Annotated in this window: 22 protein-coding genes and 1 tRNA gene; 7 read left to right on the top strand and 16 right to left on the bottom strand. The window is 67.0% G+C overall.

Annotated elements, in window-relative coordinates:
- Positions 1-47 precede the first annotated feature (47 nt).
- The 3 genes from ABD104_RS05880 to ABD104_RS05870 all read right to left on the bottom strand — a co-directional run bounded on the left by ABD104_RS05880 (position 48) and on the right by ABD104_RS05870 (position 5,040).
- On the bottom strand, positions 48-1,796 hold the full coding sequence (locus tag ABD104_RS05880) for a sensor domain-containing protein (RefSeq protein WP_343927255.1): 1,749 nt from the start codon (positions 1,794-1,796) through the stop codon (positions 48-50).
- A 347-nt stretch (positions 1,797-2,143) separates the two neighbouring features.
- The gene (locus ABD104_RS05875; RefSeq protein WP_343927254.1) at positions 2,144-3,919 is read right to left on the bottom strand and encodes an LVIVD repeat-containing protein; all 1,776 of its coding nucleotides are present in this window, start codon (positions 3,917-3,919) and stop codon (positions 2,144-2,146) included.
- A 59-nt stretch (positions 3,920-3,978) separates the two neighbouring features.
- Positions 3,979-5,040 carry a porin gene (locus tag ABD104_RS05870; protein WP_343927253.1) on the bottom strand — a complete coding sequence of 354 codons (1,062 nt, stop codon included), beginning with the start codon at positions 5,038-5,040 and terminating at the stop codon, positions 3,979-3,981.
- A gap of 402 nt (positions 5,041-5,442) precedes the next feature.
- Here ABD104_RS05870 and kynU point away from each other — a divergent pair, with 402 nt between their 5' ends.
- Together kynU and ABD104_RS05860 are read left to right on the top strand one after the other, a co-directional pair.
- Positions 5,443-6,672 (top strand): kynureninase, encoded by a 1,230-nt coding sequence (gene kynU, locus ABD104_RS05865; RefSeq protein ID WP_087837729.1) that lies wholly within the window; start codon positions 5,443-5,445, stop codon positions 6,670-6,672.
- Between the two features lie 66 nt (positions 6,673-6,738).
- Positions 6,739-8,157: an amino acid permease gene (locus tag ABD104_RS05860; RefSeq protein ID WP_343927252.1), complete on the top strand. Its 1,419-nt coding sequence runs from the start codon at positions 6,739-6,741 to the stop codon at positions 8,155-8,157.
- On the opposite strand, the gene ABD104_RS05855 is transcribed toward ABD104_RS05860, so the two are convergent.
- The 5 genes from ABD104_RS05855 to ABD104_RS05835 all read right to left on the bottom strand — a co-directional run bounded on the left by ABD104_RS05855 (position 8,129) and on the right by ABD104_RS05835 (position 12,629).
- The gene (locus ABD104_RS05855) at positions 8,129-8,554 is read right to left on the bottom strand and encodes an OsmC family protein (RefSeq protein WP_343927251.1); all 426 of its coding nucleotides are present in this window, start codon (positions 8,552-8,554) and stop codon (positions 8,129-8,131) included. The two genes, ABD104_RS05860 and ABD104_RS05855, sit on opposite strands and share 29 nt — an antisense overlap.
- Before the next feature lie 87 nt (positions 8,555-8,641).
- The gene (locus ABD104_RS05850; RefSeq protein ID WP_087837726.1) at positions 8,642-9,601 is read right to left on the bottom strand and encodes an alpha/beta fold hydrolase; all 960 of its coding nucleotides are present in this window, start codon (positions 9,599-9,601) and stop codon (positions 8,642-8,644) included.
- A gap of 24 nt (positions 9,602-9,625) precedes the next feature.
- Positions 9,626-10,468 (bottom strand): TauD/TfdA dioxygenase family protein, encoded by an 843-nt coding sequence (locus ABD104_RS05845; RefSeq protein ID WP_343927250.1) that lies wholly within the window; start codon positions 10,466-10,468, stop codon positions 9,626-9,628.
- 17 nt (positions 10,469-10,485) lie between these two features.
- Entirely contained in the window at positions 10,486-11,634 is a 1,149-nt protein-coding gene (locus ABD104_RS05840) for a M24 family metallopeptidase (RefSeq protein WP_343927249.1), read from the bottom strand.
- A 17-nt stretch (positions 11,635-11,651) separates the two neighbouring features.
- Positions 11,652-12,629, bottom strand: a complete 978-nt coding sequence (locus ABD104_RS05835) for a Bug family tripartite tricarboxylate transporter substrate binding protein (protein WP_087837723.1) — start codon at positions 12,627-12,629, stop codon at positions 11,652-11,654.
- A 126-nt stretch (positions 12,630-12,755) separates the two neighbouring features.
- On the opposite strand from ABD104_RS05835, the gene ABD104_RS05830 reads away from it, so the two are divergent.
- The 5 genes from ABD104_RS05830 to ABD104_RS05810 all read left to right on the top strand — a co-directional run bounded on the left by ABD104_RS05830 (position 12,756) and on the right by ABD104_RS05810 (position 17,381).
- Positions 12,756-13,535 carry an IclR family transcriptional regulator domain-containing protein gene (locus tag ABD104_RS05830; RefSeq protein ID WP_343927248.1) on the top strand — a complete coding sequence of 260 codons (780 nt, stop codon included), beginning with the start codon at positions 12,756-12,758 and terminating at the stop codon, positions 13,533-13,535.
- The gene (locus ABD104_RS05825; RefSeq protein ID WP_343927247.1) at positions 13,532-14,779 is read left to right on the top strand and encodes a LysR family transcriptional regulator; all 1,248 of its coding nucleotides are present in this window, start codon (positions 13,532-13,534) and stop codon (positions 14,777-14,779) included. Before ABD104_RS05830 ends, ABD104_RS05825 begins: the two co-directional genes overlap by 4 nt.
- 154 nt (positions 14,780-14,933) lie before the next feature.
- A complete protein-coding gene (locus tag ABD104_RS05820) occupies positions 14,934-15,788 on the top strand; it encodes a metal-dependent hydrolase (RefSeq protein ID WP_343927246.1) in 855 nt (284 codons plus the stop codon).
- A gap of 40 nt (positions 15,789-15,828) precedes the next feature.
- Entirely contained in the window at positions 15,829-16,836 is a 1,008-nt protein-coding gene (locus tag ABD104_RS05815) for a Bug family tripartite tricarboxylate transporter substrate binding protein (protein ID WP_132979925.1), read from the top strand.
- Positions 16,837-17,090: 254 nt separating this feature from the next.
- A complete protein-coding gene (locus ABD104_RS05810) occupies positions 17,091-17,381 on the top strand; it encodes a hypothetical protein (protein WP_207958647.1) in 291 nt (96 codons plus the stop codon).
- Positions 17,382-17,469: 88 nt separating this feature from the next.
- Here ABD104_RS05810 and ABD104_RS05805 read toward each other — a convergent pair.
- From ABD104_RS05805 to ybgC, 8 genes are all read right to left on the bottom strand, one after another.
- Positions 17,470-17,546 (bottom strand) — tRNA-Lys (locus tag ABD104_RS05805).
- Positions 17,547-17,682: 136 nt separating this feature from the next.
- A complete protein-coding gene (ybgF, locus tag ABD104_RS05800; RefSeq protein ID WP_087837719.1) occupies positions 17,683-18,456 on the bottom strand; it encodes a tol-pal system protein YbgF in 774 nt (257 codons plus the stop codon).
- A gap of 12 nt (positions 18,457-18,468) precedes the next feature.
- Complete coding sequence (locus tag ABD104_RS05795; protein ID WP_087837718.1) at positions 18,469-19,005, bottom strand: OmpA family protein; 537 nt, start codon at positions 19,003-19,005, stop codon at positions 18,469-18,471.
- 157 nt (positions 19,006-19,162) lie between these two features.
- Positions 19,163-20,524, bottom strand: a complete 1,362-nt coding sequence (tolB, locus tag ABD104_RS05790; protein ID WP_087837717.1) for a Tol-Pal system beta propeller repeat protein TolB — start codon at positions 20,522-20,524, stop codon at positions 19,163-19,165.
- Entirely contained in the window at positions 20,524-21,489 is a 966-nt protein-coding gene (gene tolA, locus ABD104_RS05785; RefSeq protein WP_343927245.1) for a cell envelope integrity protein TolA, read from the bottom strand. Before tolA ends, tolB begins: the two co-directional genes overlap by 1 nt.
- A 6-nt stretch (positions 21,490-21,495) precedes the next feature.
- Positions 21,496-21,942: a protein TolR gene (tolR, locus tag ABD104_RS05780; RefSeq protein ID WP_087837715.1), complete on the bottom strand. Its 447-nt coding sequence runs from the start codon at positions 21,940-21,942 to the stop codon at positions 21,496-21,498.
- A complete protein-coding gene (gene tolQ, locus ABD104_RS05775; protein WP_087837714.1) occupies positions 21,942-22,619 on the bottom strand; it encodes a protein TolQ in 678 nt (225 codons plus the stop codon). The genes tolR and tolQ overlap by 1 nt, the downstream gene beginning before the upstream one ends.
- 50 nt (positions 22,620-22,669) lie before the next feature.
- A complete protein-coding gene (gene ybgC / locus ABD104_RS05770) occupies positions 22,670-23,107 on the bottom strand; it encodes a tol-pal system-associated acyl-CoA thioesterase (RefSeq protein WP_243724537.1) in 438 nt (145 codons plus the stop codon).
- Between the last annotated feature and the right edge of the window lie 391 nt (positions 23,108-23,498).

Genomic DNA, 23,498 nt, shown 5'->3' with positions numbered 1-23,498 from the left:
TTCCCGGCCTGTGCGAGCCTCCTTCCCGCGTGAACAGGCCCTAGACTTCAGGCGATGGGCGCCAGCGCGTTCTCCAGCGCCTGGGCGGTCAGCGGCCGCGGGAACCAGAATCCCTGCGCCTCATCGCAGCCCAGTTCGCCCAGGCGGCGGGCATGGGCCGCGGTCTCCACGCCTTCGGCGGTGACCTTGATGCCCAGCGCATGGGCCATGCCTATGATGGCGCTGATGATGGCGTCGCCGTTCTTGACCGACGAGATCGCCCGCACTAGCGAGCGGTCGATCTTGATGCGGTTGACCGGGAAGCGGGCCAGGTAGGCGAAGCTGGAATAGCCCGTGCCGAAATCGTCGATGGCAATGGCCACGCCCAGTTTGCGCAGGCTTTGCAGCGTGTCCGAGACCTGGCGGGTGTTGTCCAGCAGCAGGCCTTCGGTGATCTCGAGTTCGAGATAGCCCGGCGGCAATTGCCAGCGTTCGAGCGCGGAAGCGACCACGCCGTAAAGCTTGCGATCGCGCAACTGGGTGGGAGAGATATTGATGGCCATGCACGGCGACTGGCCGAACTTGGCATGCAGGCGCACGGCCTGCTGGCAGGCGGTATCGACGACCCACGCGCCCAGCTCGTCCATCAGGCCCAGGTCTTCCGCCATGGGCACGAACTCGGCGGGCCCCACGGCGCCGAGCCGCGGGTGCTGCCAGCGCAGCAGCGTCTCGGTGCGGGTGATGTGGCCGGTGCGCAGGTCGACCTGCGGTTGGTAGGCCAGCGAGAACTGCCGTGTTTCCACCGCCTCGCGCAGCAGGCTTTCGAGATGGTTGCGGCGCGCCGACTGGGTCTGCATGCCGAAGTCGAAGTGGCGGGCGGTGCCGCCGCCGCTGCGGCTGGCGGCGTGCAGGGCCAGCATGGCCCGTTGCAGCAGCGCGCGCGCGTCATTGCCGGCGGTGGGATAGGAGCTGACCCCGATGCTGGCGCTGACGTGCAGGGTCGCCGACGCGAACGGGATGGGCCGCGATACCTCGGCCAGCAGCGCGGCTTCGCGCTCGGCGGACAGCGTGTTGCGGCCGGTGGAGATCATGACGAACAGCGAGCCGCGCATCAGCCCCAGCACATGCTCGTCGCCGCACAGGCGTTTCAGGCGGGCAGCCACCTGCTTGATGGCGATGTCGGCGGCGGCATGGCCGAGGGTATCGCGCAGCTTGCGCAGGTTGTCCAGCTCCAGCAGCACGAGCAGGACCGGATCGCTGCCGGTTTTCGCGCGTTCCAGCGCCAGCCCCAGGCGCTCCTCCAGCAGTTCCTGGTTGGGCAGGCCCGTCAGCGGGTCGTGGTGCAGTAGATGCCAGAGCTGCAGGCCATTGCGGGGGCGGCGCGAGTTGTCGAACACCGTGCCCACGTAGCCGGCGGTCTGGCCGTCGGCCTGGGTCAGCCGGCTCAGGGCCAGCGTGACGGTGACACGCGCGCCGTTGCGGCGCAGGTAGGTCCAGTCGGCTTCGGCGCCCTGGCTGGCGATCATTTCAGAGTCGGGATGCAGGCCCACGATGTCGCGCACCGGCGGCGAAGCCAGTTCGCCCTGGCGCAAGGCCAGTTCCGACGGGTCATGCAGTGCGTCGAAGCGCAGCTTGCCGATCAACTGGCTGGAGGAATAACCCGTGATGCGTTCGTAGGCGGGATTCACCATGGTGAACACGCCATGCGCATCGCACATGAATATGCCGCAAGGGGCCGACTGCATCGCCAATTGGTAGGCGGTGGCGGTCCATTGCTGAGCGGACCACGCCGTCGTGGCGCCCGCATCGTTGTGCACGGTCTCATTCCTCCACGACCAGGACATTCTGTTGTGCCGGCCCCGCCGGCGCGGCATATATTGAATCACAAGCGGCCTGGGCGCGGCGGGCGATGATGGCGCCGCGCCACGTCTGTCAGGGATCTCCCTGGGTAGCGTCAGGCCGGCCGTGGACCTTGGTTACAAAAAATGCCCCCACGCTTGCCGCTACGCGGCGGCGCTGCCCCCCGAGGGGGCGCTTTTTGCCTTGGGGCGGCCCGGCGGCAAAAAATGCCGCCACGCATGCCGCTACGCGGCGGCGCGGCCCGGCGGCAAAAAACCGCCATGCCCCATCCCGGGGCATGGCGGTCGCACGGTCCGGTGCCGGATCAGCGGTGGGGCCAGGGCCTGGCGGGGGCGCCCAGCACCGGTTCTCCCAGCAGCGGGGTCGACAGCGCGTAGGCGCCGTTTTCCGCGAAGGCCCAGATGATGTTGCGGTCGTACTCGGTATAGATCGCGAAGATGCCCTTGCCCAGGGTGTACTTGGGCAGTTGCGTCTCATCGGCCAGGGCAGGCACGAAGTAGCCGGCGATGGTCGGCTTGGCCGGATCCTTCACGTCGTAGATCTGCACGCCGGCGTTGTAGAACGAGTACGGGACGATGCCCTGGCGCCACTGCCCGGGCTGGCCGATCGCGTTGGCGCGCTTGGGACCGTAGTTGCCGCCGCGTTGGCAGAAGTGCGTGAACGGCGCGCCCTTGGGGACTTCCGGCTCGGGCATCTTGGCCGCGACCTTCAAATTGGACGGGTCGCGCGCATCGATGACGAAGATGTCCTTGTACGGTTCATAGCAATCGCGGTTCATCGGGTAGCCGTTGGTGAACACGTACCCCGTGCGCGCGTACTGGCTGACGTCGGCGTTGTCGAACTCCGTGCCGGCGAAGCTCGGTGGCGTGTTCACGCCGCTGAGCATCCGCGGCTTGGCCGGATTGGACAGATCGAAGGCATAGATGCCCAGGCCGCCCATGGCGCCGAAGCCGATCTTGCCGCCATCCTCCAGCGCCTTGGGCAGGAAGATCGGATTGCGGGCGCCCATCCACGAGGTGCGGTTGCCGGCGCGAGGGTTCATCAGATAGGCCGATTCGTGCTCCGGGTTGCCCAGGATCTGCCCCGGCACGGCGATCTGCGACACGAACACCGGATCGGCCGGATCCGACATGTCCCAGACCTGGTAGCCGGGCGAGTACAGGTAGTTGGGATATTCGGTCAGCGCGTAGGTGTCGTCCGGGGCCGCCGCCACGATCATGTACTTGCCGCCGTAGTATTCGGGCGCATCGAGCGAGCCCGATCCCTGCTGCTGGCCAATGGGGGCGTCGGGATGCCGGACGTCGGTGGTACGCGTGGCGAGCAGCCGCCACTGGCTGGGCAGCGGACCGTCCATCGCGAATACCTTGAAGCCCTTGAGCGAGTTGTAGCTGCGCTGGGCCGCCACTTTGTCCGGCTCGTCCAGCTTCTCGGACATCAGGCCATAGCGGCCGATCTCGTACGAGGCCACCAGGACCGGTTTGCCGAGTTTCTTGCTCCACGCGATGGTCGCGCCGCCCAGGTAGTCCTTGACGTTGGCCGCGTCGTACCACTCGCTGGAGCCCTTGGGCCCCCAGACGCCGCCGCTGGAGAAGACGATCTTGCCGTTGGCCGGATCGGTGACGTCCATGATGCGCAGGTAGTCGCGATCATGGATGTACAGATAGCGCTTGCCTTCGAAATCGATGATGTTGTTCCAGGCATGGAAGGGAGAATTCACGCCCGGATAGAAGGCCAGCACCTTGACGTTCTTCGCGTAGCTGTTCTTGTCCCAGCTCGTCATTTCACCGGGGAAGGGCTGGCCCTCGTGGACCTCCGGCGTGGCCTTGGGCCAGATGAATCGTCCGGTGGCGGGATCCATGCCGTAGTCGACGCCGGGCTTGAGCGGTGCGGGACGGCGCTCGGGCGTCAGGCGCAGCCAATCGGCCAGGTAGCGGTCCTTGACGTTGGGGGTGCCGGGCGTGGCCTGGCCGGTCGTGGGCGGGGCCGAGGGGCCGGCGGCCCACGCGGGCGGGAAGGCCGCCACCAGGATGGCGGCCAGGGCCGTGGCGGCGTGCTGGATTCGAGGGGAGAGCCTGTGCATCGATTCCTCCTTTATGACATCGATACGTTTTTCAAACGCTGGGCCGGATGGCGGGAAAATCAGAACGCGTGGCGGATGCCGAGCTGGAAGCCGGTCGGGTTCTGCCCACCTTCGGGATAGGCCTGCCAGGTGACCGGATAGGGCACGGGCGTCTTGTTGCGGTGCTGGACGTGGGCCACGGTGCCGTACAGGTCGGTCCGCCTGGACAGGCTGTAGATGTAGCCAAGCACGCCGCCCGTGGCGTTGGAGATGGCCTGGTTGTGGTCGTCGTGGCGATGGACCAGGCTGGCGAAGATGCGATGGCGGTCGTTGATCTTCCAGCGCACGCCGGCCTGGACGTCCCAGCCCTGGGAATCGAAGGCGACATAGGGCGGATAGGCGTAGTACCCGCTGTAGTTGTGAAAGCTGATCGTCGGTTCGAGGTTGCCCACCCGGTAGACCATCGACACGAAGTTGTCGCGTGCCGTGCGGATCTGCGAGGACTGGAAGATGTCCCGCGTGCGCTGCAACTGGCTGACCGCGCCCAGGTACAGCGGACCGTTGCGGTATTCGAGCGACGCGCTCAGGAAGCGTCCCGATCTGGTGCCGTCTTCCGCGCCGGCGCCGTACATGGCGCGCACCGTGAAGCCGCCGAACGACGGCGAGGTGTAGTTGACCGCGTTGTCGACCCGGTAGGACGAGTAGAAGAACTGCATGTTGTTGACCATGCTGAACGCGGCCGCATAGGACGGGTCCGCGTAGCCCGCGATCCAGAACGAGGGCGTGAACTGCCGGCCCAGCGTCAGCGTTCCCCAGTTGCCCTTCAGGCCGACGAACGACTGGCGAAACTGCGCCGACTGCGCGCCGGTATCGGCCGAGAACATCGGTTCGATGGTGAACATGGCCCGGTTGCCGTTGCCCAGTTCCTCGAAGCCGCTGATGTTGAAACGCGAGTTGTTCAGGCCGCCGCTCGATACTCCGGTGCGGTTGCCGCCCGCGCCGGAAGCGCGCAGGTGTTCGATGTTCAGGTCGACGAAGCCCGACAGCGTCACGCCCGATTGCGCATGCGCTCCCGCGCAGGCCACCGCCATGGCGCAGGACGCGGACAGCCTGGCGCATCGCGTGGATGATCTTCTTTCCATACTCCCTCCAAATGCTCGTTGTTGTCGTGCGCAGGTAGACGCGCCGGCACGCGGTTGGCCAGGCTTCGTTGCAGGCTTATCTCCTGTCGGCGTCAAGTGTATACATATGAATATAAAAAAGTTCATATAGATTATTAAAAATACATTATTCATTTAAGGAATACAAGATAGGAAAACGGACTGGAAGGGAGGAAGTGACGGAAATTCGCGAAAAACTCATGAAAATGGGCTGTTGGCCGGAAATCCGGGGCGGCTGGGCGAAAAATTCGTTAGCTATTCCTTTGTCGAATACCGTATTCCTTATTTGCTATTGAGAATACATATATTTTGATATGTATACTTCATGGCCGTCAGCTATCCCGGCTCGGCGACTTCCCGTCCATTTCTTCAGCGATCCGTCCGATGATTACTCGCGAACACTGCGCCGCGCTCGACGCGGCCGACCCTCTGGCCCATTGCCGGGCGCGCTTCGACCTGCCGCCCGACACGATCTACCTGGACGGCAACTCGCTGGGAGCGATGCCGGCCAACGTCCCGGCCCGCATCAGGCGCGCGCTCGAACAGGAATGGGCGCACGGCCTGATTCGTTCGTGGAACGACGCCGACTGGTACCCGGCACCGCAGCGCACGGGCAACCGGATCGCCACGCTGATCGGCGCGGGCCGGGACGAAGTGATCGTGGCCGATTCGACCTCGGTAAACCTGTTCAAGGTGCTGGTGGCGGCCACCCGCATGCGTCCGGGGCGTCCGGTGATCCTGGCCGAGCGCACCAACTTCCCGACCGATGTCTATGTGGCCGACAGCGTGGCCGAGATGACGGGGCGAGAACTGCGCTGCGTCGATCCGGCCGACGTGCTCGGCGCCATCGACGAGACTGTCGCGATCGTGTCGCTGACCCACGTGAACTACAAGAGCGGCTGGTGCTACGACATGGCGCAGGTAACGCGACGGGCACGCGAGGCGGGCGCGCTGATCGTTTGGGACCTGTGTCATTCGGCGGGCGCGATGCCGGTCCGCCTGAACGACTGCGGCGTCGATTTCGCGGTGGGCTGCGGCTACAAGTACCTGAACGGCGGGCCTGGCGCGCCGGCCTTCGTTTTCGTGGCGTCGCGCCACCTGGCACAGGTGCGCCAGCCCCTGACCGGCTGGCACGGCCATGCCAGGCCCTTCGCGTTCACCCATGACTACGAACCGCATCCGGGCATAGACCGGATGCTGACCGGGACGGCGCCGCAGCTTGGCGTGATCGCGCTGGAAAGCGCGCTGGAGGCCTTCGACGGCGTGGACCTGGACGTGCTGCGTGCCAAGAGCGTCGCGCTGGGCAACCTGTTCATCGACCTGGCCGACCAGCAGCTCGCCGGCCTGGGGTGCCGGCTCGCGTCGCCGCGCGATCCACGGGAGCGCGGCAGCCAGGTGTCGCTGGCGCATGAGGAGGGCTACGCCATCATGCAGGCGCTGATCGCCCGCAACGTGATCGGCGATTTCCGCGCGCCCGACATCCTGCGCTTCGGCTTCGCGCCCCTGTACGTCCGCTACGTCGACATCTGGGACACCATCGCCGCGCTCGAGGACATTGTCCGCACGGGTGCCTGGAACACCGAGGCGTTCAAGACGCGCAAGTCGGTGACCTGACCGCTTTCCCCGGCCACAAGAAATCAACAGCCGCGCCGCGGGGCGCGGCCCATGGAGGAGATACTCATGACGCAGCAGCCTCGGGGCTTCGACACGATCGTCGAGCGCGAGCAAGGACTACAGCGCGGATTGTCGACGGGACAGCTGTCGATGATCGCGATAGGCGGTGCCATCGGGACGGGACTGTTCCTGGGGAGCGGCTTCGCCATCGGATTCGCCGGCCCCAGCGTGCTGGTCAGCTATGCCATCGGCGCGCTGATCGCCCTGCTGCTGATGGGATGCCTGGCGGAAATGACCGTGGCCCATCCCACCTCCGGTTCGTTCGGCGCCTATGCCGAGCACTACATCGGCCCATGGGCGGGGTTCCTGGTCCGGTACGCCTATTGGGCGTCCATCGTGTTCGCGGTCGGCACCGAGGTGACCGCCATCGCGGTCTACATGAAGTTCTGGTTTCCGGCGGTGCCCGGCTGGTACTGGATCGTGGGGTTCTCGGCCGCGCTGATCGGCGTGAACGCCCTGAGCGTGAAGGTTTTCGGCGCGGTGGAATATGTGTTCTCGATGCTCAAGATTGCCGCCATCGTCGGCTTCATCCTGCTGGGCGCCCACCTGGTGTATGAGGCGCCCGCCGGTTCAGGCGTCGGCTTGGCCAATTACACGTCGCATGGAGGGTTCTTTCCCAAGGGGTGGTGGGGCATGTGGGTGGCGGTGATCGTCTCGATCTTCAGCTATCTGAGCATAGAGATGATCGCGGTCGCCGCCGGCGAGGCGCGCGACCCGCAGCAGGCCGTCAGGCGGGCCTTCCGCGCGACGCTGTTCCGGCTGGTGTTCTTCTACCTGCTGACCCTCGCGCTGATGCTGGCCATCGTGCCGTGGACCGCCGCGGGCGTGGATGAAAGTCCTTTCGTCAAGGTCATGGCGGCTACCCGGGTGCCTGGCGCGGCCAGCGTCATCAACTTCGTGGTCCTGGTGGCGGCGTTGTCGGCCATGAACAGCCAGCTCTATATCACCACGCGCATGATGTTCAGCCTGTCCCGCGCCGGCTATGCTCCCGAACGCCTGGGCCGGGTGAACGCACGGGGCGTGCCGGCGGCGGCCCTGTTCCTGTCGGCCATCGGCATCGCGCTGGCCGCGGTGCTGAACGTGGCCTATCCCGAGGCCGCGTTCACGCTGATGATGTCGGTATCGATGTTCGGCGCGATGTTCACGTGGCTGATGATCTTCCTCACGCACCTGTTCTTCCGCCGCCGCTACCGCGGCCAGGCGCTGGTCTTCAGGATGTGGGGGTTCCCGTCGACGTCCGTGCTCGGGGCCGCCCTGATGCTGGCCGCGCTGGCCACCACTTATTTCACCCGCGAGTTCCGGATGACGTTGCTGTGCGGCGTGCCCATGCTGGTCCTGCTGTCGGCGGTCTACGCCGGCTGGTACAGGAAGCACGCCCCGAAAGGCCAGCCCGGCCTCAGGCCTTCAACCGGGCATCCATCGTGATCTGCGCGTTCAGCACCTTGGACACCGGGCAGCCGGCCTTGGCCGAATTGGCCGCGGTCTCGAAGGCCGCCTGGGAGGCGCCGGGAATGGCGACTTCCACGTCCAGGTGCACCGCGGTGATCGAGAAGCCGTCTCCCACCTTGTCCAGCGTGACCGTGGCGGTGGTCGCTATGCTTTCCGCGGTCATGCCCGCCTTGCCGAGTTCGGCGGACAGGGCCATCGAGAAGCAGCCGGCATGGGCCGCGCCTATCAATTCCTCGGGGTTGGTGCCTTTGCCTCCCTCGAACCGGGTGTGGAAGCTGTAGGGGGTTTGCGAAAGCACGCCGCTTTCGGTACTGAGCGTACCCTTGCCGTCCTTGATGCCGCCTTTCCAGACGGCCGAAGCCGATTTCTTCATGAGACGCCTCCTGGTTGACAGAGCCATCCAGCTTAACGCCTGGCGGCCGGCCCCGGCCGGGAGGCAATCGCAAGCGGCTGTAACGCCTCAGGCGTGCAGGGCTCGCTGCCAGGCGGCGCTTTCCAGCATGGGTGAGAGATGCCCCGCCCGGCCGTGGACGACGGCCTGGCGGATGAACGGGGAAAGGACGAGCCCGTGTTCCGGCGGGAAGAGCCGGTCGCCGCTGCCCAGCAGCCAGCGTACCGGCGTGCGGCAAGCCGGCAGCCTCGCCCGCACATCGAAGCTCATGGCCGCCTTCCGAAGGGCGGCCAGCGACCAGGGGGAGAACCGCTCGGTCCAGCGGGCGGCTTCGTGGGCGATGGCCGGCGCGGGATCGGCCACGCCGCTGGCGGCCAGCCAATCGGCCTGGCCGTAGCGGGTCAGCGTCGCCTCGCGCAGCCGCTGCCATTGCGCCCGGGCTTGCGGCTCGCCGGCCTGCCAGGCCCGGGCCAGGGCGCGCAACCGGTCCAGTTCGGCGGGCGTTCCGTTGCCCGCCGGCCCGGAGGCCAGCACGACGACGCGCGAGGTGTCCGCGGGAGCCGCCACCGCCCATTGGAAGGCCTGGTAGCCGCCGTAGGAATAGCCGATGACTTCGTCCAGCCGCGAGATGCCCAGCGAGGCGAGCCAGCGTCCTTGCAGGCGGACGGTATCGCCGATGGTGACGGCGGGAAAACCGGCCGGGTCGGCTTGCGACGACGGTCCGCTGGAGCCGAAGCAGGATCCGAGCGCGTTGGGGACGAGCACGCAGCAATCGCGCGTGTCGTAGTGGCGGCCGGGCCCTATCCACCCGGCGCCCCAGCCCGCGTCGGGAGCCGGATCGGCTCCGGGTATCGGCAGCGCCTGCGGGCTGGCGGAGATGCCGTGCAGGAAAAGCACCACGCGCGAGGCCTGCGCGGGTTCCGGCCCGTAGCGGCACCAGGATAGCCGGGCGGGCGCGAGGCGCCCGCCCAGGTCCAGGGGCAGCCCCGGTTCGATGTGGACGCCGGTCGCGGCGGGAAGGTCGGTCATGGTGCTGGCCCGGGCGAGGTGCCTTCAGACCGGCCGGTCGCCCAGCACGGTGGTGCGCAGGATGGTCCGCTTCAGGTGCGCGGGCAGGTCGCGCGTGGTCGCCTTGTGCATGACGCAGCGGTTGTCCCACATGACCACGTCGCCGGGCGACCATTGCAGCGCGTATTGGTAGCGGTCCTGCGTGCAGTGGGCGAACAGGTGGTCCAGCATTTCGCGGCTTTCGCGCTCGGGCCAGCCCACGATCTCGGCCGTCATGCCGGGATGGACGAACAGCGCGCGGCGGCCGGTCTCGGGATGGGTGCGCACGATGGGGTGCTCGACGTCGGGCGTCTGGGCCAGCTGGCTGCGATTCATGACCACGCGCGTGCCGTCGTCGGTCCTGTCGCTGCGCGGCCGGTAGCGATGCACCGCGAGCTGCCCCTCCAGCCTCGTCTTCAGGCTGTCGTCCAGTTCTTCGTACGCGCGATACATGTTGACGAACAGCGTGTTGCCGCCTTCGGGCGGGATGACCTGGGCGTTGAGGATGGTCGCCTTGGACGGTTTTTCGCGGAAGGCGAAATCCGAATGCCAGTATGAGCCGCCGTCGGCGATGCCGGCGGGAACGCCGTCCTTGACCTCGTTGGACAGCACGAAGATCTCGGGGTATTCGGGATGGTTGTATTGGGACAGCACGTGGATGTCCAGCGGCCCGAGCCGGCGGCTGAATTCCAGCTGCTTCTCGGGGGTCAGGGCCTGGTCCTTGAAGACCAGCAGCTGATGATCCAGGAAGCTGCGGTAGACCGCGTCGTAGGTCGCGTCGTCCAGGTTGCCCAGGTCGACGCCGCGCAGGGCGGCGCCGATCAGCGGACTGAGTGGAGTGGCTTGCATGTCTGGCTCCTTGCGTGTCAGGAAAGGCGCTGCACGCGCGCGGGCGTGCGCACCAGCGGCTCGGCGCCGTGCTCGCCGATGAGCACGGGGTACTCCAGGCGCAGTCCGCCCACGCCGGGCTGGTAGAGATGGGTGCCCAGGGCCGCCACCATGCCGGGTCGCACGGTGTCCTGGCTGCGCAGATTGATGAAGGGGCGAGTGCGCGCGCAGGTGCCCAGTCCGTGGCCGAACAGCGGCAGGCCGAATTCGCCCAGGCCGAATTTCTCGAACACGGCCAGGCCTTCCTTGACGCAGTCGGGAATGGGGCGGCCGGGCCGCAGCGATGCCAGCATCGTGTCCACGGTGGCTTCCCAGCAGTCGATCATGGTCTGCTGCCGCGCGTCCGGCTTGCCCAGGAACACTGGCAGCGCGGTGTCGGCCAGATACAGGTCCAGCATGGGGTGCAGGTCCAGGATGACGAACTCGTTGTTGCGGATGGGGCGGTCGGTGGCCTGCTGGGTCACGCCGCGCAGGAAGCCGGTGCGTTCGCCCGCGCCCACCTCGGTGCCGCCCGTGACGGCCCAGGACCAGGTGCTGCCGCGTTGCCGGATCGCGCGTTCGATCTCGCCCGCTACCTCGTTCTCGGTCGCGCCCGGGCGGACGGCCGCGAGTCCGCGCTCGAAGCCGTAGTCCGACACGTGGGCCGCATGGCGCAGGCGCTCGATCTCGGCGGCCTCCTTGATCAGCATCGCTTCATCGAGCAGGTCGACGCCGTTTTCCAGTTTCGCGCCGGGCAGGTGCGAGGAAATCTCGAAATACTCGGCCGCGGTCAGCATGCCGGGCGCGACCTGCGCCGCGCCGGGGTGGGCCAGGTCGAGGCCGATGCGCCCCCGGTCCAGTCCATGGTGACGCAGGCGCTGCGCGATCAACTGAGGAAAGTCGGAGAACTCGAAGGTGTGCATGGCCACGTCGTGGCCTTCGGCCGCCACGCGCGCCGCGTCCATGGCCCAGTACAGGAATTCGCAGCTGCCGTCGGCCGTGACCAGCACGGCGCCACGCCAGGGCATGAAGGCGCCGCTGAGGTAGTGCAGCGCGCCCTGGCGCGTGCCGAGGTAGGCGTCGAAGCCCGCTTCGCGAACGTGACGCGAGACGTTGCGGCGCCGCGCTGGAAAATCGATGGACTGCATGAGTGTGTCTCCGTGGTTCAAGAAACCGACGCGCCGGACGCCTTGACGACGGGGGCCCACTTCTGGGTTTCCTCGCGCACGAAGCGGGCGAAATCGTCGGGGGTGCTGCCGACGGGGTCGGCGGCCTGCGAAGTGAGTTGTTCCTTGATCTTCTGGTCGGTCAGCGCCTTGGCGATTTCGCGCTGCAACCGGTCGACGATGGGGCGCGGCGTGCCCGCGGGGGCGAAGACGCCTATCCACGACGTCATCGCGTAGCCCGGCACGGTCTCGGCGATGGCCGGCACGTCGGGCGCGGCGGGCGAACGCCTGGGGCCGGTCACGGCCAGCGCCCGCAGCTTGCCCGCCTTCACCAGGGGCAGCGCCACCACCATGCTGTCGAAGGCAAGGTCGGCCTGGCCGCCCATGACGTCGGTCAGCGCCGGCAGGCTGCCCTTGTACGGAATGTGCTGCATGGACACGCCCGCCATCTCGTTGAACAGCTCGCCCGACATGTGCATGGACGTGCCGCTGCCGCCCGAGGCGCGGTTCAGCGCGCCGGGATGGGCCTTGGCGTAGGCGATGAGCCCGGCCACGTCGTGCACCGGCAGCCTGGGGTTGCTCACCACCATGAGCGGATAGGACACGACCTGCGTGACGGGCGCGAAGTCCTTGATAGGATCGAAGGGCAGCGAGCGGTACAGCGTCTGGTTGATCGCGTGCGTGCCCATGGTGCCCATCAGGATGGTGTAGCCGTCGGGCGCCGCCTTGGCCACCAGGTCGGCGCCGATGTTGCCGCCGGCGCCGGGCTTGGCCTCGACGACCACGGGCACGCCCATGCTGTCGGACATTTTCTCGGCCAGCATGCGGGTCACGATCTCGGTCGGTCCGCCCGCGGCCGCGGGAACGATGAAGCGTATCGGCCTGGCCGGATAGGCGTCGGCCGCCGCCGCGCTGGTGGCGAAGCCGGCCGCCGCCAGGCAGGCCAGCCCCAGTGTGAGTCGCAAGGTCTTGCGCATGAGGTCTCCTGGTCGGGTTCTGAAAACACCCTTAAATAGCGAACAAAAGTTCGCTAATTAAATTTACGCCCGGAGGGCGAGACTGTCAAACTACAATCCACGCGGTGCCACGGGACACGAACGGACATGACGCAGAGCGAAGAAAAGGAAAAGAAAGAGGAGTTCCTCGACGGCCTGGCCAACGGCCTGCAGGTGTTGCAGATCTACGCGGGCGGCGTGCCGTCGCTGACCATGCAGGACGTGGCCGAGCGACTGGGCGTGACGCGCGCGGCCGCGCGGCGCATCCTGCTGACGCTGGAGAAGCTGGGCTACGTGGGCCAGGAGGGAAGGCAGTTCTCGGTAACGCCCAAGGTGCTGGAACTGGGGTACGCGTACTTCGCCGCGATGAAGCTGCCGCAGCTCGCGCGCGCGGCGATGCGGGAAGTGGCCGACGTGCTGGGGGAGACCTGCTCGCTGGGCGTGCTGGACCGCGAGGACGTCGTGTTCCTGGCGCGCGAGGATGCGCCCAAGCCGTTCCGGCTGGATCTGTCGGTGGGGAGCCGGCTGCCGGCCTATCCCCATTCCCTCGGGCGCGTGCTGTTGTCGGGACTCGAGGACGACGCGCTGGAAAAGTACCTGCAAACGGTGGAGCCCAAGCGCCTGACGTCCACCACGACGGTGTCCAAGGCCGCGCTGCGCAAGCTGGTCAGGCAGGTGCGCGGCGATGGATACTGCATCTCCATCAGCGAACTGGTGGACGGCTTCGCCGGCGTGGCGGTGCCGCTGCGCGGCAGCGACGGGCGCATGGTGGCCGGGCTGAGCGTCAGCATGGTGCTGGGAAGCCGCAAGGCATCCGAATTGAAGAGCGCATGCCTGCCGGTGCTGTTGAAGGCCGCCGAGCGGATCCAGTCGATGATGCCCAGATGAACCGGGCCGAGGCCGACGCGCGGGCCGTCGTGCCGCTGCGCGTGCTGCGCGCGGTCGCCGCGGTGGCGCAGGCCGGGGGCGTGACGCCGGCCGCGCGGGCGCTGCACCAGTCCGCTTCTTCGGTCACCCGGGCCGTCCAGGAGGCGGAGTCGCTGCTGGGCGTACGCCTGTTCGATCGCGGCGCCCGGGGCATGGCGGCCACGGCGGCCGGCGAGGTTCTGGCCTTGCGGGTCGCGCGCGCGATGGCCTTGCTGCGTGCGGCCGCCGAAGGTTTGCGGTTGCGCGGTGCGCCGGAGTCGGCGATGGCCTTGCCGCGTCTGGTCGGCGATACCTCGCTGGCGGCGCTGGCCCTGCGCGCGGAACATGCCACCGAAGGGGCCGCGGCGGATGCGCTGGGCATTTCCCAGTCGGCGCTGCATCAGGCGCTGCGCCGGCTCGAGCATCTGGCCAGGCTTCCCTTGTTCGAGCGGACGCGCGTCGGCACGCGGCTCAACGAATCGGGCCGCTGGCTCCTGCTGCACGCGCGCCGGGCCATGGCCGAGATTAGGATCGGGCACGAGGAACTGGCCCGCTGGCGAGGACTGGGAGGGCGGAGCGTGTCGATAGGCTCGTTGCCGATGGCCGGCGACGTACTGGTGCCTCGCGCGGCCGCGCTCGCGATCGGCGCCGAGCCCGACATCTCGCTGACCATCAAGGGCGGTACCTACGAGGCCTTGACCGAGATGCTGCGCGCCGCCGACATCGATTTCATGGTCGGTCCCTTGCGCGGCGCCGCGTTGGCCGCCGACTTCGTCGAGGAAGTGTTGTTCGTCGATCGCTTCGTGGCGGTCGTGCGCGCCGGCCATCCGCTGCTGGCGCGCCGCCGGCACCCTTCGTTGCGCCGGATGGCGGCCTATCCCTGGGTGGGGCCCTTGCCCGGCACGCCGGCGAAGCGGGTGTTCGACCACTTGTTCGAGCAGGCGGGCATTCCCATGCCTGGTGTCTCCATGCAGGCCCATAGCACGGCCGTGGTGCGGTCGGTCCTGTTGTCCGGCGACCATGTGGCGCTGGTTTCGCCGTTGCAGGTACGCGCGGAGGTGGAGGCCGGGCTGCTGGTCCACGCAAGCGGTCCCCTGGCCGGGACCGAGCGGGGCATCGGCATCACCCAGCGCCGGGACGCGTTGGCATCGTCGGCCTGCCTGGCCGCCATGGCGGCCTTGCGCCAGGCCGCCGCCGAAACCATCGGCACCCCTTTCGATAAGTAGAACGCAACGCAGGCTCCCCAACACGCAAGGCAGGGCCCGCCCCGGCGCGGGCGCAGTTCGTATACTGCCCGGCAAGGAAAAGCTCCGGCGATGCGCGGCTCGTCCACGCCTTCGCCGCTGGCGGAAACGACAAGAAAAAAGAGGAGGCCACGACATGTGGAATAGCTTGCGCGCAACGATTTGCGTGGTGCTTGCCGGCCTGGCGGCGGGCTGCGCGACGCCCGCGGGACAGGTCCCGGTCCAGGGCGACGCCGGCGGGGGCGGCGGCAGGACCGAAGTGGTCTGGCTGGGCCAGTCCGCCTTCAAGATCACGACGCCGCAAGGCAAGGTCATCGTCACGGACCCCTGGCTCAAGACCAATCCCCTGACGCCCGAGCGCTACAAGCGGCCCGATGCATTCGATCGCATCGACGTCCTCCTGGTCAGCCACGGGCATTTCGACCACATCGCCGATGCGGCCGCGCTGGCGCAGCGCCACGACGTGCCGGTCCGCGCGCCGGGCGACCTGAACCAGACGCTGACGACGCTGGCGGTCTTGCCTCCCAGGCTGCTGCCTCGCATGAACAAGGGCGGCACCATCGAACCGGCGCCCGGCATCAAGGTCACGGCGGTGCGCGCCGAGCATTCCTCCATCTACGTCTGGCGCAATCCGGCCTCGAGCAAGGACGAGACCCATCCCGGCGGCGAACCCGTGGGCTGGATCATCGAGCTGGAGAACGGATTCCGCATTTACCACGCCGGCGATACCGCGGCCTTCGGCGACATGCGGCTGATCGGGGAGCGTTACCGGCCCGACCTCGCCCTGGTCCCCATAGGGGGCAACTTCACGATGGATCCTGAAGAAGCGGCCTGGGCCGTCAAGGAGTTGATCAAGCCCAAGGCGGTGATGCCCATGCACTACGGCACCAATCCCCTGGCGCGCGGCACCGCCGCCCAGTTCACCCAGGCTATGGGGCAGAGCGCGGTGCGCGTCATCGTGCCCGCCCCGGGGCAGCCGACGAGCTTCTGACGGCCCCGGCCGTCTTTCTCCAACCAGAACGAGACCAATCATGACGCCCTCTTTCTTCCTCCTGCCGCGCGCGCGGCGTGCCGCGGCGTTCGCGGCCCTCATGGCCAGTGCGGCCGCCGGCGTGGCCCACGCCCAGGATGCCGCCAGCGGCTATCCCAACCGCCCGCTGCGCCTGGTGGTGCCGTTCACGCCGGGCGGCTCCACCGATATCCTGGGCCGCACCATCGGCCAGCAACTGAACCAGGCCTGGGGCCAGGCCGTGGTGGTCGAAAACGTGCCGGGCGCCGGCGGCAGCATCGGCGCGGACAAGGTGGCCAAGGCGCCCGCCGATGGCTACACGCTGCTGATGGGCCACATCGGCACGCTGGCCGTGACGCCGTCGCTGTACGCCAAGCTGCCATACGATCCGGTGAAGGCCTTTGCCGCGGTGGCCTGGGTGGCGCGCGTCCCCAACGTCCTGGTGGTGCATCCCTCGGTCCAGGCGAAGAACCTGCCGGAACTGATCGCCTATGCCAAGGCCCATCCCGACGCGCTCAACTACGGATCCGGCGGCAACGGCAGCGCCGCTCACATCGCCACCGAATACCTCAAGCTGCAAAGCGGCGCGAGCATGCAGCACGTGCCCTACAAGGGCACCGCGCCGGCGGTCAACGACCTTGTCGCCGGCCACATCAAGGTCATGTTCACCGGCGTGCCCGCCGTGATCGCGCAGATCAAGGCCGGCCAGCTGCGGCCGATCGCGGTGTCCTCGCCCCGGCGCATCAAGATGCTGCCCGACGTGCCCACCGTGGCCGAGAGCGGCTATCCGGGCTTCGAGGCGGACCAGTGGTATGGCGTGGTTGCCCCGGCCGGCACGCCACGCGAGGTGGTGGCCAAGCTGAACCGGCAGATCAACCGGTCCTTGTCCTCGCCCGAGATCGAGCAGCGCCTGGCCGGCGAGGGCGCCGAAGCCACGCCCAATCCGCCCGAGGTCTTTGCCAGGCTCATTGCCACCGAGATCGCCCGCTGGCGGCCGGTGATAGAGAAGGGAGGCGTCAAGGTGGATTGAGCGTTCTTTCCATCACGGTTGGGCCGCAGGCCCGGTGTTTTCGCGCCGGGCCCTTGTTGCGTTGCCGACACGCGCGCGGTCATCGGGTCGTCATCCGATGGCGCGGGACCCGCGATAAATCGGCCCGTGCCGGCCCTGGCCCGCGCCGCGGTGGAAAGCGTTACATCTGAGAAGGTAAAACATTCGCGAAAATCGGCTGGCAGCGGAGACCATGGATTAAGCTTTGCCCAACCTCACTTCAATTGGAGGGCATGATGCTCGAGTGGCTTCGCAGGTGGGTGCTGAGTCACGCCCCGACCCCGGAAAGAGAAGCGGAGAAGGCGCTGAACGAGGCGCGGCTGGCGCTGTATCGTGCCGAGCAGCGGGTTCGCGATGCGATCATGTACGCCGAGTACTACCGCGAGCGGGTCAGTTTCCTGAAGCGGGTCAAGGAAGAAGGCATCGAGAACGTGACCGACATGCGGGCCATGCGTCCGTATGCGGGACAGACCGGTGGCTCGCAGGCGACGTTGCGGCTGCACCCGAAGGCGGTCACGAACGAGTAGTCCTCGAGGGGCGTTTTTTGCCTTGGGGCGGCCCAAGGCAAAAAAAAGCCTCCGCATGGGAGGCTTCATTCAACCATCCGAGGATGGTTGGTAGGGTGGGAGGGACTCGAACCCTCGACTCTCTGATTAAAAGTCAGATACTCTAACCAACTGAGTTACCACCCCCCGTACTCACGGAGTTCGCTGCCCGGCTAAGCCGGGCTTGCGACCCGAAGCCCAAAATTATGGCAACCTGACGACGCTTTGTCAAATGAAAAGGGCCGGTATGAACCGGCCCTTTTCATTTTGAACGGATCTCGCGTCACTTCAGCAATTCGAGACGGTCTTTCGCGGTCTGCGCGGCGGGTACGCCAGGATAGTCGCGGACGATGCGTTCGAGCGTGGTGCGCGCGCCGCGCCGGTCGTTCAGTTCGACCTGGCTGCCGGCGATGACCAGCAGCGCGTCGGGCGCGCGGACGTTGGTGGGGAAGTTCTTGACCAGGGCCTGCTGCTGCGCGATGGCCGCCTTGTAGTCCTTGAGCGCGTAGTGGCTGCTGCCGATGTAGAACTGGGCGGCGGGCGCATAGGGGCTTTGGGGATACTGGCGGACGAAGTTCGACAGGGCGGGAATGGCGTCGGCGTAGTTGCCGTTGCGGAAGAGGTCGATGGCGGCGTCATAGGCGCGCTTTTCGTCGGCGCCCACGGTGGCCTGCTGGCCGTCTATCGAGGCCGTCTGGGGCTCGAGGCGCTTGAGGCGCGTGTCGACGTCCAGGTAGATGTCTTTCTGGGCCTGCTGGGTATCGGCTACCTGCTTGGTCAGGATCTCGATCTGACCGCGCAGGCGGGCGATTTCCTGCTGCAACTGCTCGATCTGCGATGCAAGCTGCAGCTGGCTGCGCTGGCTCTGCGCCAGGTCGTCGGCCAGCTTGCGGCTTTGCTGATCGGACCGCTCGCGCACTTCCTTGCGCAGGTCGATGATGGCCTGGCGCGCCTCGTCGTCGGAGAACAGGGCCGCGTGGGCCGAGAAACCCGTCAAGCTGGCGCCGATGCAGGCGGTGGCGGCCAGCAGCCGGAGGCGGGAAGTGCGGAGCGTCATGAGGGCAGATCCTTAGCGGTAGGCGATGTCGGCGCGGCGGTTTTCGGCGCGCGAGGCTTCATCGGTGCCGGTGGACTTGAGCTTTTCCTTGCCGAAGCTGATGGCCTCGACCTGGTCGTCGCGCACGCCCAGCAGCAGCATCATGCGGCGCACGGCTTCGGAGCGGCGCTGGCCCAGTGCCAGGTTGTATTCGCTGCTGCCGACGTCGTCGGTGTTGCCCTCGATCACGACCTTGCGGTTGCGGTTGTTGTTCAGGAAGCGAGCGTGGTTTTCGACGATGGGACGGTACTGGTCCTTGACCGCATAGCTGTCGAAATCGAAGTACACCGAGCGCTGGGCCAGCACGCCCTTCGGATCGTTCAGGGGATCCAGGCCTTGCTGGGTGGTATCGACACGGGCGACGCCGTTGGCGTTGGCGCCGGTGTTCTGGCCGGAGCGGTCTTCGACCGGGACGTTGCTGCTCTCATCGAGCTTGACGGGGCTGCTGCAAGCCGAGACTACCGCGACAACGCTCGCCACGACGAACATTTTGAATGCACGAGTAGACATGATTTTTTCCTTGGGTTCCGAGGGACGATAGTGGGTTGGAAAAGACGATGACCAGACCGAAACGTGATCCTAAAGTGTCACATGAGCCCCACGGCGCGCAAGGTTGCAAGACGTGACAACGATGCGGCGCCGCGACAGCGAGGCCCGTTTCAGGTAATCAATTGTTCAGGAAAGGCCCCCAGGTGGGTTCGCGTACGTCACCGTTGAGCACCGACAGAGTCTGGGTAACGCGACCGTCGCTCGAAACCGCAGCCAGCACACCGCGGCCGGACTGCGATGTTGCATAAAGAATCATCTTTCCGTTGGGGGCAAAGCTGGGGGATTCGTCCCGGCCGCCGTTGGTGAGGACGAGCTCATTACCGGTGGCGAGGTCTAGGGAAGCTATCTGGAAGCCGGCGCGGCGGGTGACGTACAGCAAGGTTTTGCCATCAGGCGACAACTGGGGAGAAATATTGTAAGTCCCTTTGAACGTGACGCGCTCGACTTGATTGCTGTCCACGTTCAGGCGGTAGATCTGCGGGCTGCCGCCGCGGTCGCTGGTAAACAGAATGGCGCGGCCGTCGGGCGTGAAAGTGGGTTCGGTATCGATGCCCGGAGACTGGGTCAGGCGGCGCAAACCCGAGCCGTCGGCGTTCAGCATGTAGAGCTGGGACAGTCCGTCGCGGGTCAGAACGACCGCCAGGCGGTTGCCATCGGGCGCCCATGCGGGGGCGCTGTTATTGCCCTTGAAATTGGCAACCGGTATCCGCTGGCCCGTGGTGATAGTGTGCACGTACACAACAGGCTTGCGCGATTCGAAGCTGACATAGGCCAGGCGGGTGCCGTCGGGCGACCAGGCGGGCGAGATGATGGGCTCGCGCGAGCGCAGGGCGGTCTGGGCGTTCTGGCCGTCGGCGTCGGCGATCTGCAGTTCGTAGATGTTGTCGCGCTTGAGGACGTAGGCGATGCGTGTTGCGAAAATGCCACGATCCCCGGTCAGTTTCTCGTAGATGCGGTCGGCGATCTGGTGGGCGGTACGGCGCATCTCGTTCGCGCCCGACGCGAAGGCCACGCCATCGATCTGTGCCTGCTTGACCGTGTCGACCAGGCGGTAGCGCACGTCGTAGCGGCCGTCGCCCGTGCGCTGCACGCTGCCCACGGCCAGTGCGTCGGCGCCGCGGGTCTTCCAGGCCGCGAAACCGATGACGGCCGAGTCCGATAGCGGCGTTTCCCCGGCATCGATGATGCGGAACAGGCCGGTGCGGTTCAGGTCGGCGCGGATGATTTCCGCGATCGCCTTGCCCTGCGGGTCGGCCGATTCGAAGTTGGCGATGGCCACCGGGTACTGGTTGGCGCCGGCCCCGGAGATCTGGACGGTCAGTTGGGCCCGGGCCGGAGCGGAGCCCAGGGCGAACGCCGTCGCGGCCAGGGCCGCGGCGCATTGCAGGAGCCGCCGTCCTAGCCGGTTGCCGAGGTCACGCAGGCGGGCGCTGCCGGACAGGGCGGACGAGGGGGGGAAAGCGGGATTTGCAAATGTCATCAGTCGAACATCCGATATTGAACTTCTATGTTGGACTCGTACCGGCCGGAGGACGGCCGCGGGAAGGGGTCGCAACGCCGGATACCGGTCTCGACCGCGCGATCGAAAGCCGGGACGCCGGAGGAGCGGAGGAGGCGCGGCGCGCCCGCCTGGTCCCCGGTGGGTAGCAACTGGACCCGGAACACGGCTGTGGGGTTCCCGTCGGAGGAACTGCCACTTGCACTATAAATGACTCCAGGTTTGATGCAAGCGCGCACCAGGTCCGCATAGCCGGGATCGCCCCCGCCGCCGCCCGCCTGGTTGCGGCTGGCGGTGCCGCCCTCGCGGCCGCCTTCCAGGCCGGCGGCGCGCGCGGTGTCGTTGCGGAAGGCTTCGCGCAGCTTGCGGTCGCGCTCGGCCTGGGCTTTCTTCTCGGCGGCGGCCTTCTTCTCCGCCGCGGCTTTCTCGGCCGCGGCTTTCTTTTCGGCCGCGGCCTTGTCGGCGGCCAGTTGCTCGGCCTTCTTCTTCTCGGCCTCGCGCTGCTCGGCTTCCTTCCTTTCCTGCGCGCGCTTCTCGGCCAGCTTCTTTTCTTCCAGCTTCTGCTGCTCGCGTTTGCGCTCGGCCTCGCGCTCCTCGGCCTCGCGCCGTTCAGCCTCGCGGCGCTTCTTTTCCTGCTCGATGGCGATGTCGGGTTTCTCCTGCGTCACCTTGGGTTCGGGTGGCGGAGGCGGCGGCGGGGGAGGCTTGACCGGTTCTGGCTGCGGTTCGGGCGTGGGGGTGGGGTCGGGCTCGGGCTGGTTGGGCGCGGGCAGCGCCGTCCACAGTTCGGCCTGGACCGGGCCCGGCGCGCGCCGGTTCCAGTCCAGGCTGAAGATCAGGGCGGCGGCCAGCAGCAGGTGCATCAGCACCGCCAGGGCGAAGGCTTTCCACTTGCCGGGTTCCGGCGGTCGTCGGAGAGGTCGGTTGGATCGGTCGTTGGGCGCCATGGGCGATCAGGAGCCTTGTTGCTTGACCAGCAGGCCGACCCGCTTGACGCCCTGGCGCTGCAGGTCGTCCATGACTTTCAGCACGGACTCGTATTGCGCCTTGCGGTCGGCGGAGATGACGACGGGCTGGTCGGGATGTTCGGACTGGCGTTCGCGCGCCAGGCGCGCGAGGTCGTTGCGCGGGATGGCGTGCGGCGTGCTGTCGCCGCGTTCGCGGTCGCGGATGGTGACGCTGCCGTCGGCGGCCAGGATGACCTCGAGCGGCTTGACCGGCACCTGCGAGGCCTTGCCCACCGTGGGCAGGTCGATGACGCCCGGCGACATCATGGGTGCGGTGACCATGAAGATCACCAGCAGCACCAGCATGACGTCGATGTACGGGACGACGTTGATCTCGTTCATGGAGCGGCGCCCGCCTCGGCCGCCGCGGTTGCTGGAGCGGATCGAGGGCATCAGCGCACCTGTCGTTGCAGGATGTTCAGGAACTCGTCGATGAAGCTGTCGAAGCGGATGGACAGCCGGTCGATGTCGTGCGAGAACCGGTTGTAGGCGACCACCGCGGGGATGGCGGCGAACAGGCCGATGGCCGTGGCCACCAGCGCTTCGGCGATGCCGGGCGCGACGCTGGCCAGGGTGGCCTGTTCGACGTTGGCCAGGCCGCGGAAGGCGTGCATGATGCCCCAGACCGTGCCGAACAGGCCGACGTAGGGGCTGACCGAGCCGGTGGAGGCCAGGAAGGCGAGGTGGGATTCGAGCGAGTCCATCTCGCGCTGGTAGGCGGCCCGCATCGCGCGGCGGGAGCCGTCCAGCAGCGTGTTGACGTCGCTCAGCTTGCTCTGGCGGCCCTTGACGAATTCGGCCATGCCGGCCTCGAAGATGCGCGCCAGCGCGCCCTGTTCGCCGCGCCGGGTGGCGACGGCCTGGTGCAGCATGTTCAGGTCGCCCCCGGACCAGAAGTCGGCCTCGAAGCGCTCGGTCTGCTGCTTGGCGCGCTTGATGGCGAAATGCTTGCGGAAGATGTAGGTCCAGGACATCAGCGACACGATGGCAAGGATGGCCATCACGCACTGGACCGTAAAGCTTGCCTGGGTGATCAGGGACAGGATGGACATGTCCTGGTTGACGTTCATGCAGAGTCCTTTGGGGGGCGAAAGAGAATGCCTGGGGGTTGATGTCGGGGTTAATCGGTTGCGGGTCCGGCCGCCAGCGGCGCCAGCGTCCGGACGAGTCCGGACGGCAGCGCGCGCGGACGCAGCGTCGCGCGATCGACGCATCCTACCTGGACCTTGCCGGTTGCGAGCAGTTCATCGCCGCGTTCGCAAAACTGCAGGAAATCGATCGATGCCTTGCCCAGGCGGGAGACCTGGCTGCGTATGGTCAAGGAATCATCCAGGGCGGCCGGCCGCCGGTACTGGGTGTCGATGCCGCGCACGACGAAGATGCAGCCCGTTTCGTCCGCCAGCGCGCGCTGTTCCACGCCCAGCGCGCGCAGCCACTCGGTGCGGGCGCGTTCGAAGAACTTGAGATAGTTGGCGTAGTAGACCACGCCGCCGGCGTCGGTATCTTCGTAGTAGACCCGGATGGGGAACCGGAAATCTGCACTGGCGGGTTGGGGCACGAGGCGAACCTTGGATGAGTCGAGCAAGCTTGGAGGCCGATGAGGCCCTGGGGCGAAATTGTAAACAACCCGCCGGCCCTGGGCACCCGGCCGCCATCCGGGCATTGTGCCAAATGTGACGGCTTGTAAAGCGGGAAACTTTAGCGCGCCGGCGCCGTCAGACGCCAGGAAGCGTTGATTGCAAGCCTGTGCGGCTTCGGGTGCGTGGGTGGCGCCGTCCGGGTTATCGACGCTTCCACCCTTTATTTTTATGGTTGGACGATTCCGCTTCGTGCTGTCATGGCTGCGTCATCGACGCCGTTCATGATTTCGTCCGACTTGATGTCGCTGTGCCCTGCACAGTAGAACCCGTGACCTGGGGGATGCCCAGGCACGGGTTTTGTTTTTGTAC

The sequence above is a fragment of the Pigmentiphaga daeguensis genome (assembly GCF_039523035.1).
In the GTDB taxonomy this organism is placed as follows: Bacteria; Pseudomonadota; Gammaproteobacteria; order Burkholderiales; family Burkholderiaceae_B; genus Pigmentiphaga; species Pigmentiphaga daeguensis.
This window is presented reverse-complemented; position numbering and strand designations above follow the sequence as displayed.

What these genes read in the sequence shown, in the direction of transcription:
- ABD104_RS05825 (WP_343927247.1), top strand. Translation starts at nt 13,532, where the DNA reads ATGAACCGGGCCGAGGCCGACGCGCGGGCCGTCGTGCCGCTGCGCGTG.
- ABD104_RS05810 (WP_207958647.1), top strand. Translation starts at nt 17,091, where the DNA reads ATGCTCGAGTGGCTTCGCAGGTGGGTGCTGAGTCACGCCCCGACCCCG.
- tolR (WP_087837715.1), bottom strand. Translation starts at nt 21,942, where the DNA reads ATGCCCTCGATCCGCTCCAGCAACCGCGGCGGCCGAGGCGGGCGCCGC.
- ABD104_RS05860 (WP_343927252.1), top strand. Translation starts at nt 6,739, where the DNA reads ATGACGCAGCAGCCTCGGGGCTTCGACACGATCGTCGAGCGCGAGCAA.
- ABD104_RS05870 (WP_343927253.1), bottom strand. Translation starts at nt 5,040, where the DNA reads ATGGAAAGAAGATCATCCACGCGATGCGCCAGGCTGTCCGCGTCCTGC.
- ABD104_RS05820 (WP_343927246.1), top strand. Translation starts at nt 14,934, where the DNA reads ATGTGGAATAGCTTGCGCGCAACGATTTGCGTGGTGCTTGCCGGCCTG.
- ABD104_RS05855 (WP_343927251.1), bottom strand. Translation starts at nt 8,554, where the DNA reads ATGAAGAAATCGGCTTCGGCCGTCTGGAAAGGCGGCATCAAGGACGGC.
- ABD104_RS05875 (WP_343927254.1), bottom strand. Translation starts at nt 3,919, where the DNA reads ATGCACAGGCTCTCCCCTCGAATCCAGCACGCCGCCACGGCCCTGGCC.
- ABD104_RS05815 (WP_132979925.1), top strand. Translation starts at nt 15,829, where the DNA reads ATGACGCCCTCTTTCTTCCTCCTGCCGCGCGCGCGGCGTGCCGCGGCG.
- kynU (WP_087837729.1), top strand. Translation starts at nt 5,443, where the DNA reads ATGATTACTCGCGAACACTGCGCCGCGCTCGACGCGGCCGACCCTCTG.
- ABD104_RS05845 (WP_343927250.1), bottom strand. Translation starts at nt 10,468, where the DNA reads ATGCAAGCCACTCCACTCAGTCCGCTGATCGGCGCCGCCCTGCGCGGC.
- ybgF (WP_087837719.1), bottom strand. Translation starts at nt 18,456, where the DNA reads ATGACGCTCCGCACTTCCCGCCTCCGGCTGCTGGCCGCCACCGCCTGC.
- ABD104_RS05840 (WP_343927249.1), bottom strand. Translation starts at nt 11,634, where the DNA reads ATGCAGTCCATCGATTTTCCAGCGCGGCGCCGCAACGTCTCGCGTCAC.
- tolQ (WP_087837714.1), bottom strand. Translation starts at nt 22,619, where the DNA reads ATGAACGTCAACCAGGACATGTCCATCCTGTCCCTGATCACCCAGGCA.
- ABD104_RS05830 (WP_343927248.1), top strand. Translation starts at nt 12,756, where the DNA reads ATGACGCAGAGCGAAGAAAAGGAAAAGAAAGAGGAGTTCCTCGACGGC.
- ABD104_RS05795 (WP_087837718.1), bottom strand. Translation starts at nt 19,005, where the DNA reads ATGTCTACTCGTGCATTCAAAATGTTCGTCGTGGCGAGCGTTGTCGCG.
- tolA (WP_343927245.1), bottom strand. Translation starts at nt 21,489, where the DNA reads ATGGCGCCCAACGACCGATCCAACCGACCTCTCCGACGACCGCCGGAA.
- tolB (WP_087837717.1), bottom strand. Translation starts at nt 20,524, where the DNA reads ATGACATTTGCAAATCCCGCTTTCCCCCCCTCGTCCGCCCTGTCCGGC.
- ABD104_RS05850 (WP_087837726.1), bottom strand. Translation starts at nt 9,601, where the DNA reads ATGACCGACCTTCCCGCCGCGACCGGCGTCCACATCGAACCGGGGCTG.
- ABD104_RS05835 (WP_087837723.1), bottom strand. Translation starts at nt 12,629, where the DNA reads ATGCGCAAGACCTTGCGACTCACACTGGGGCTGGCCTGCCTGGCGGCG.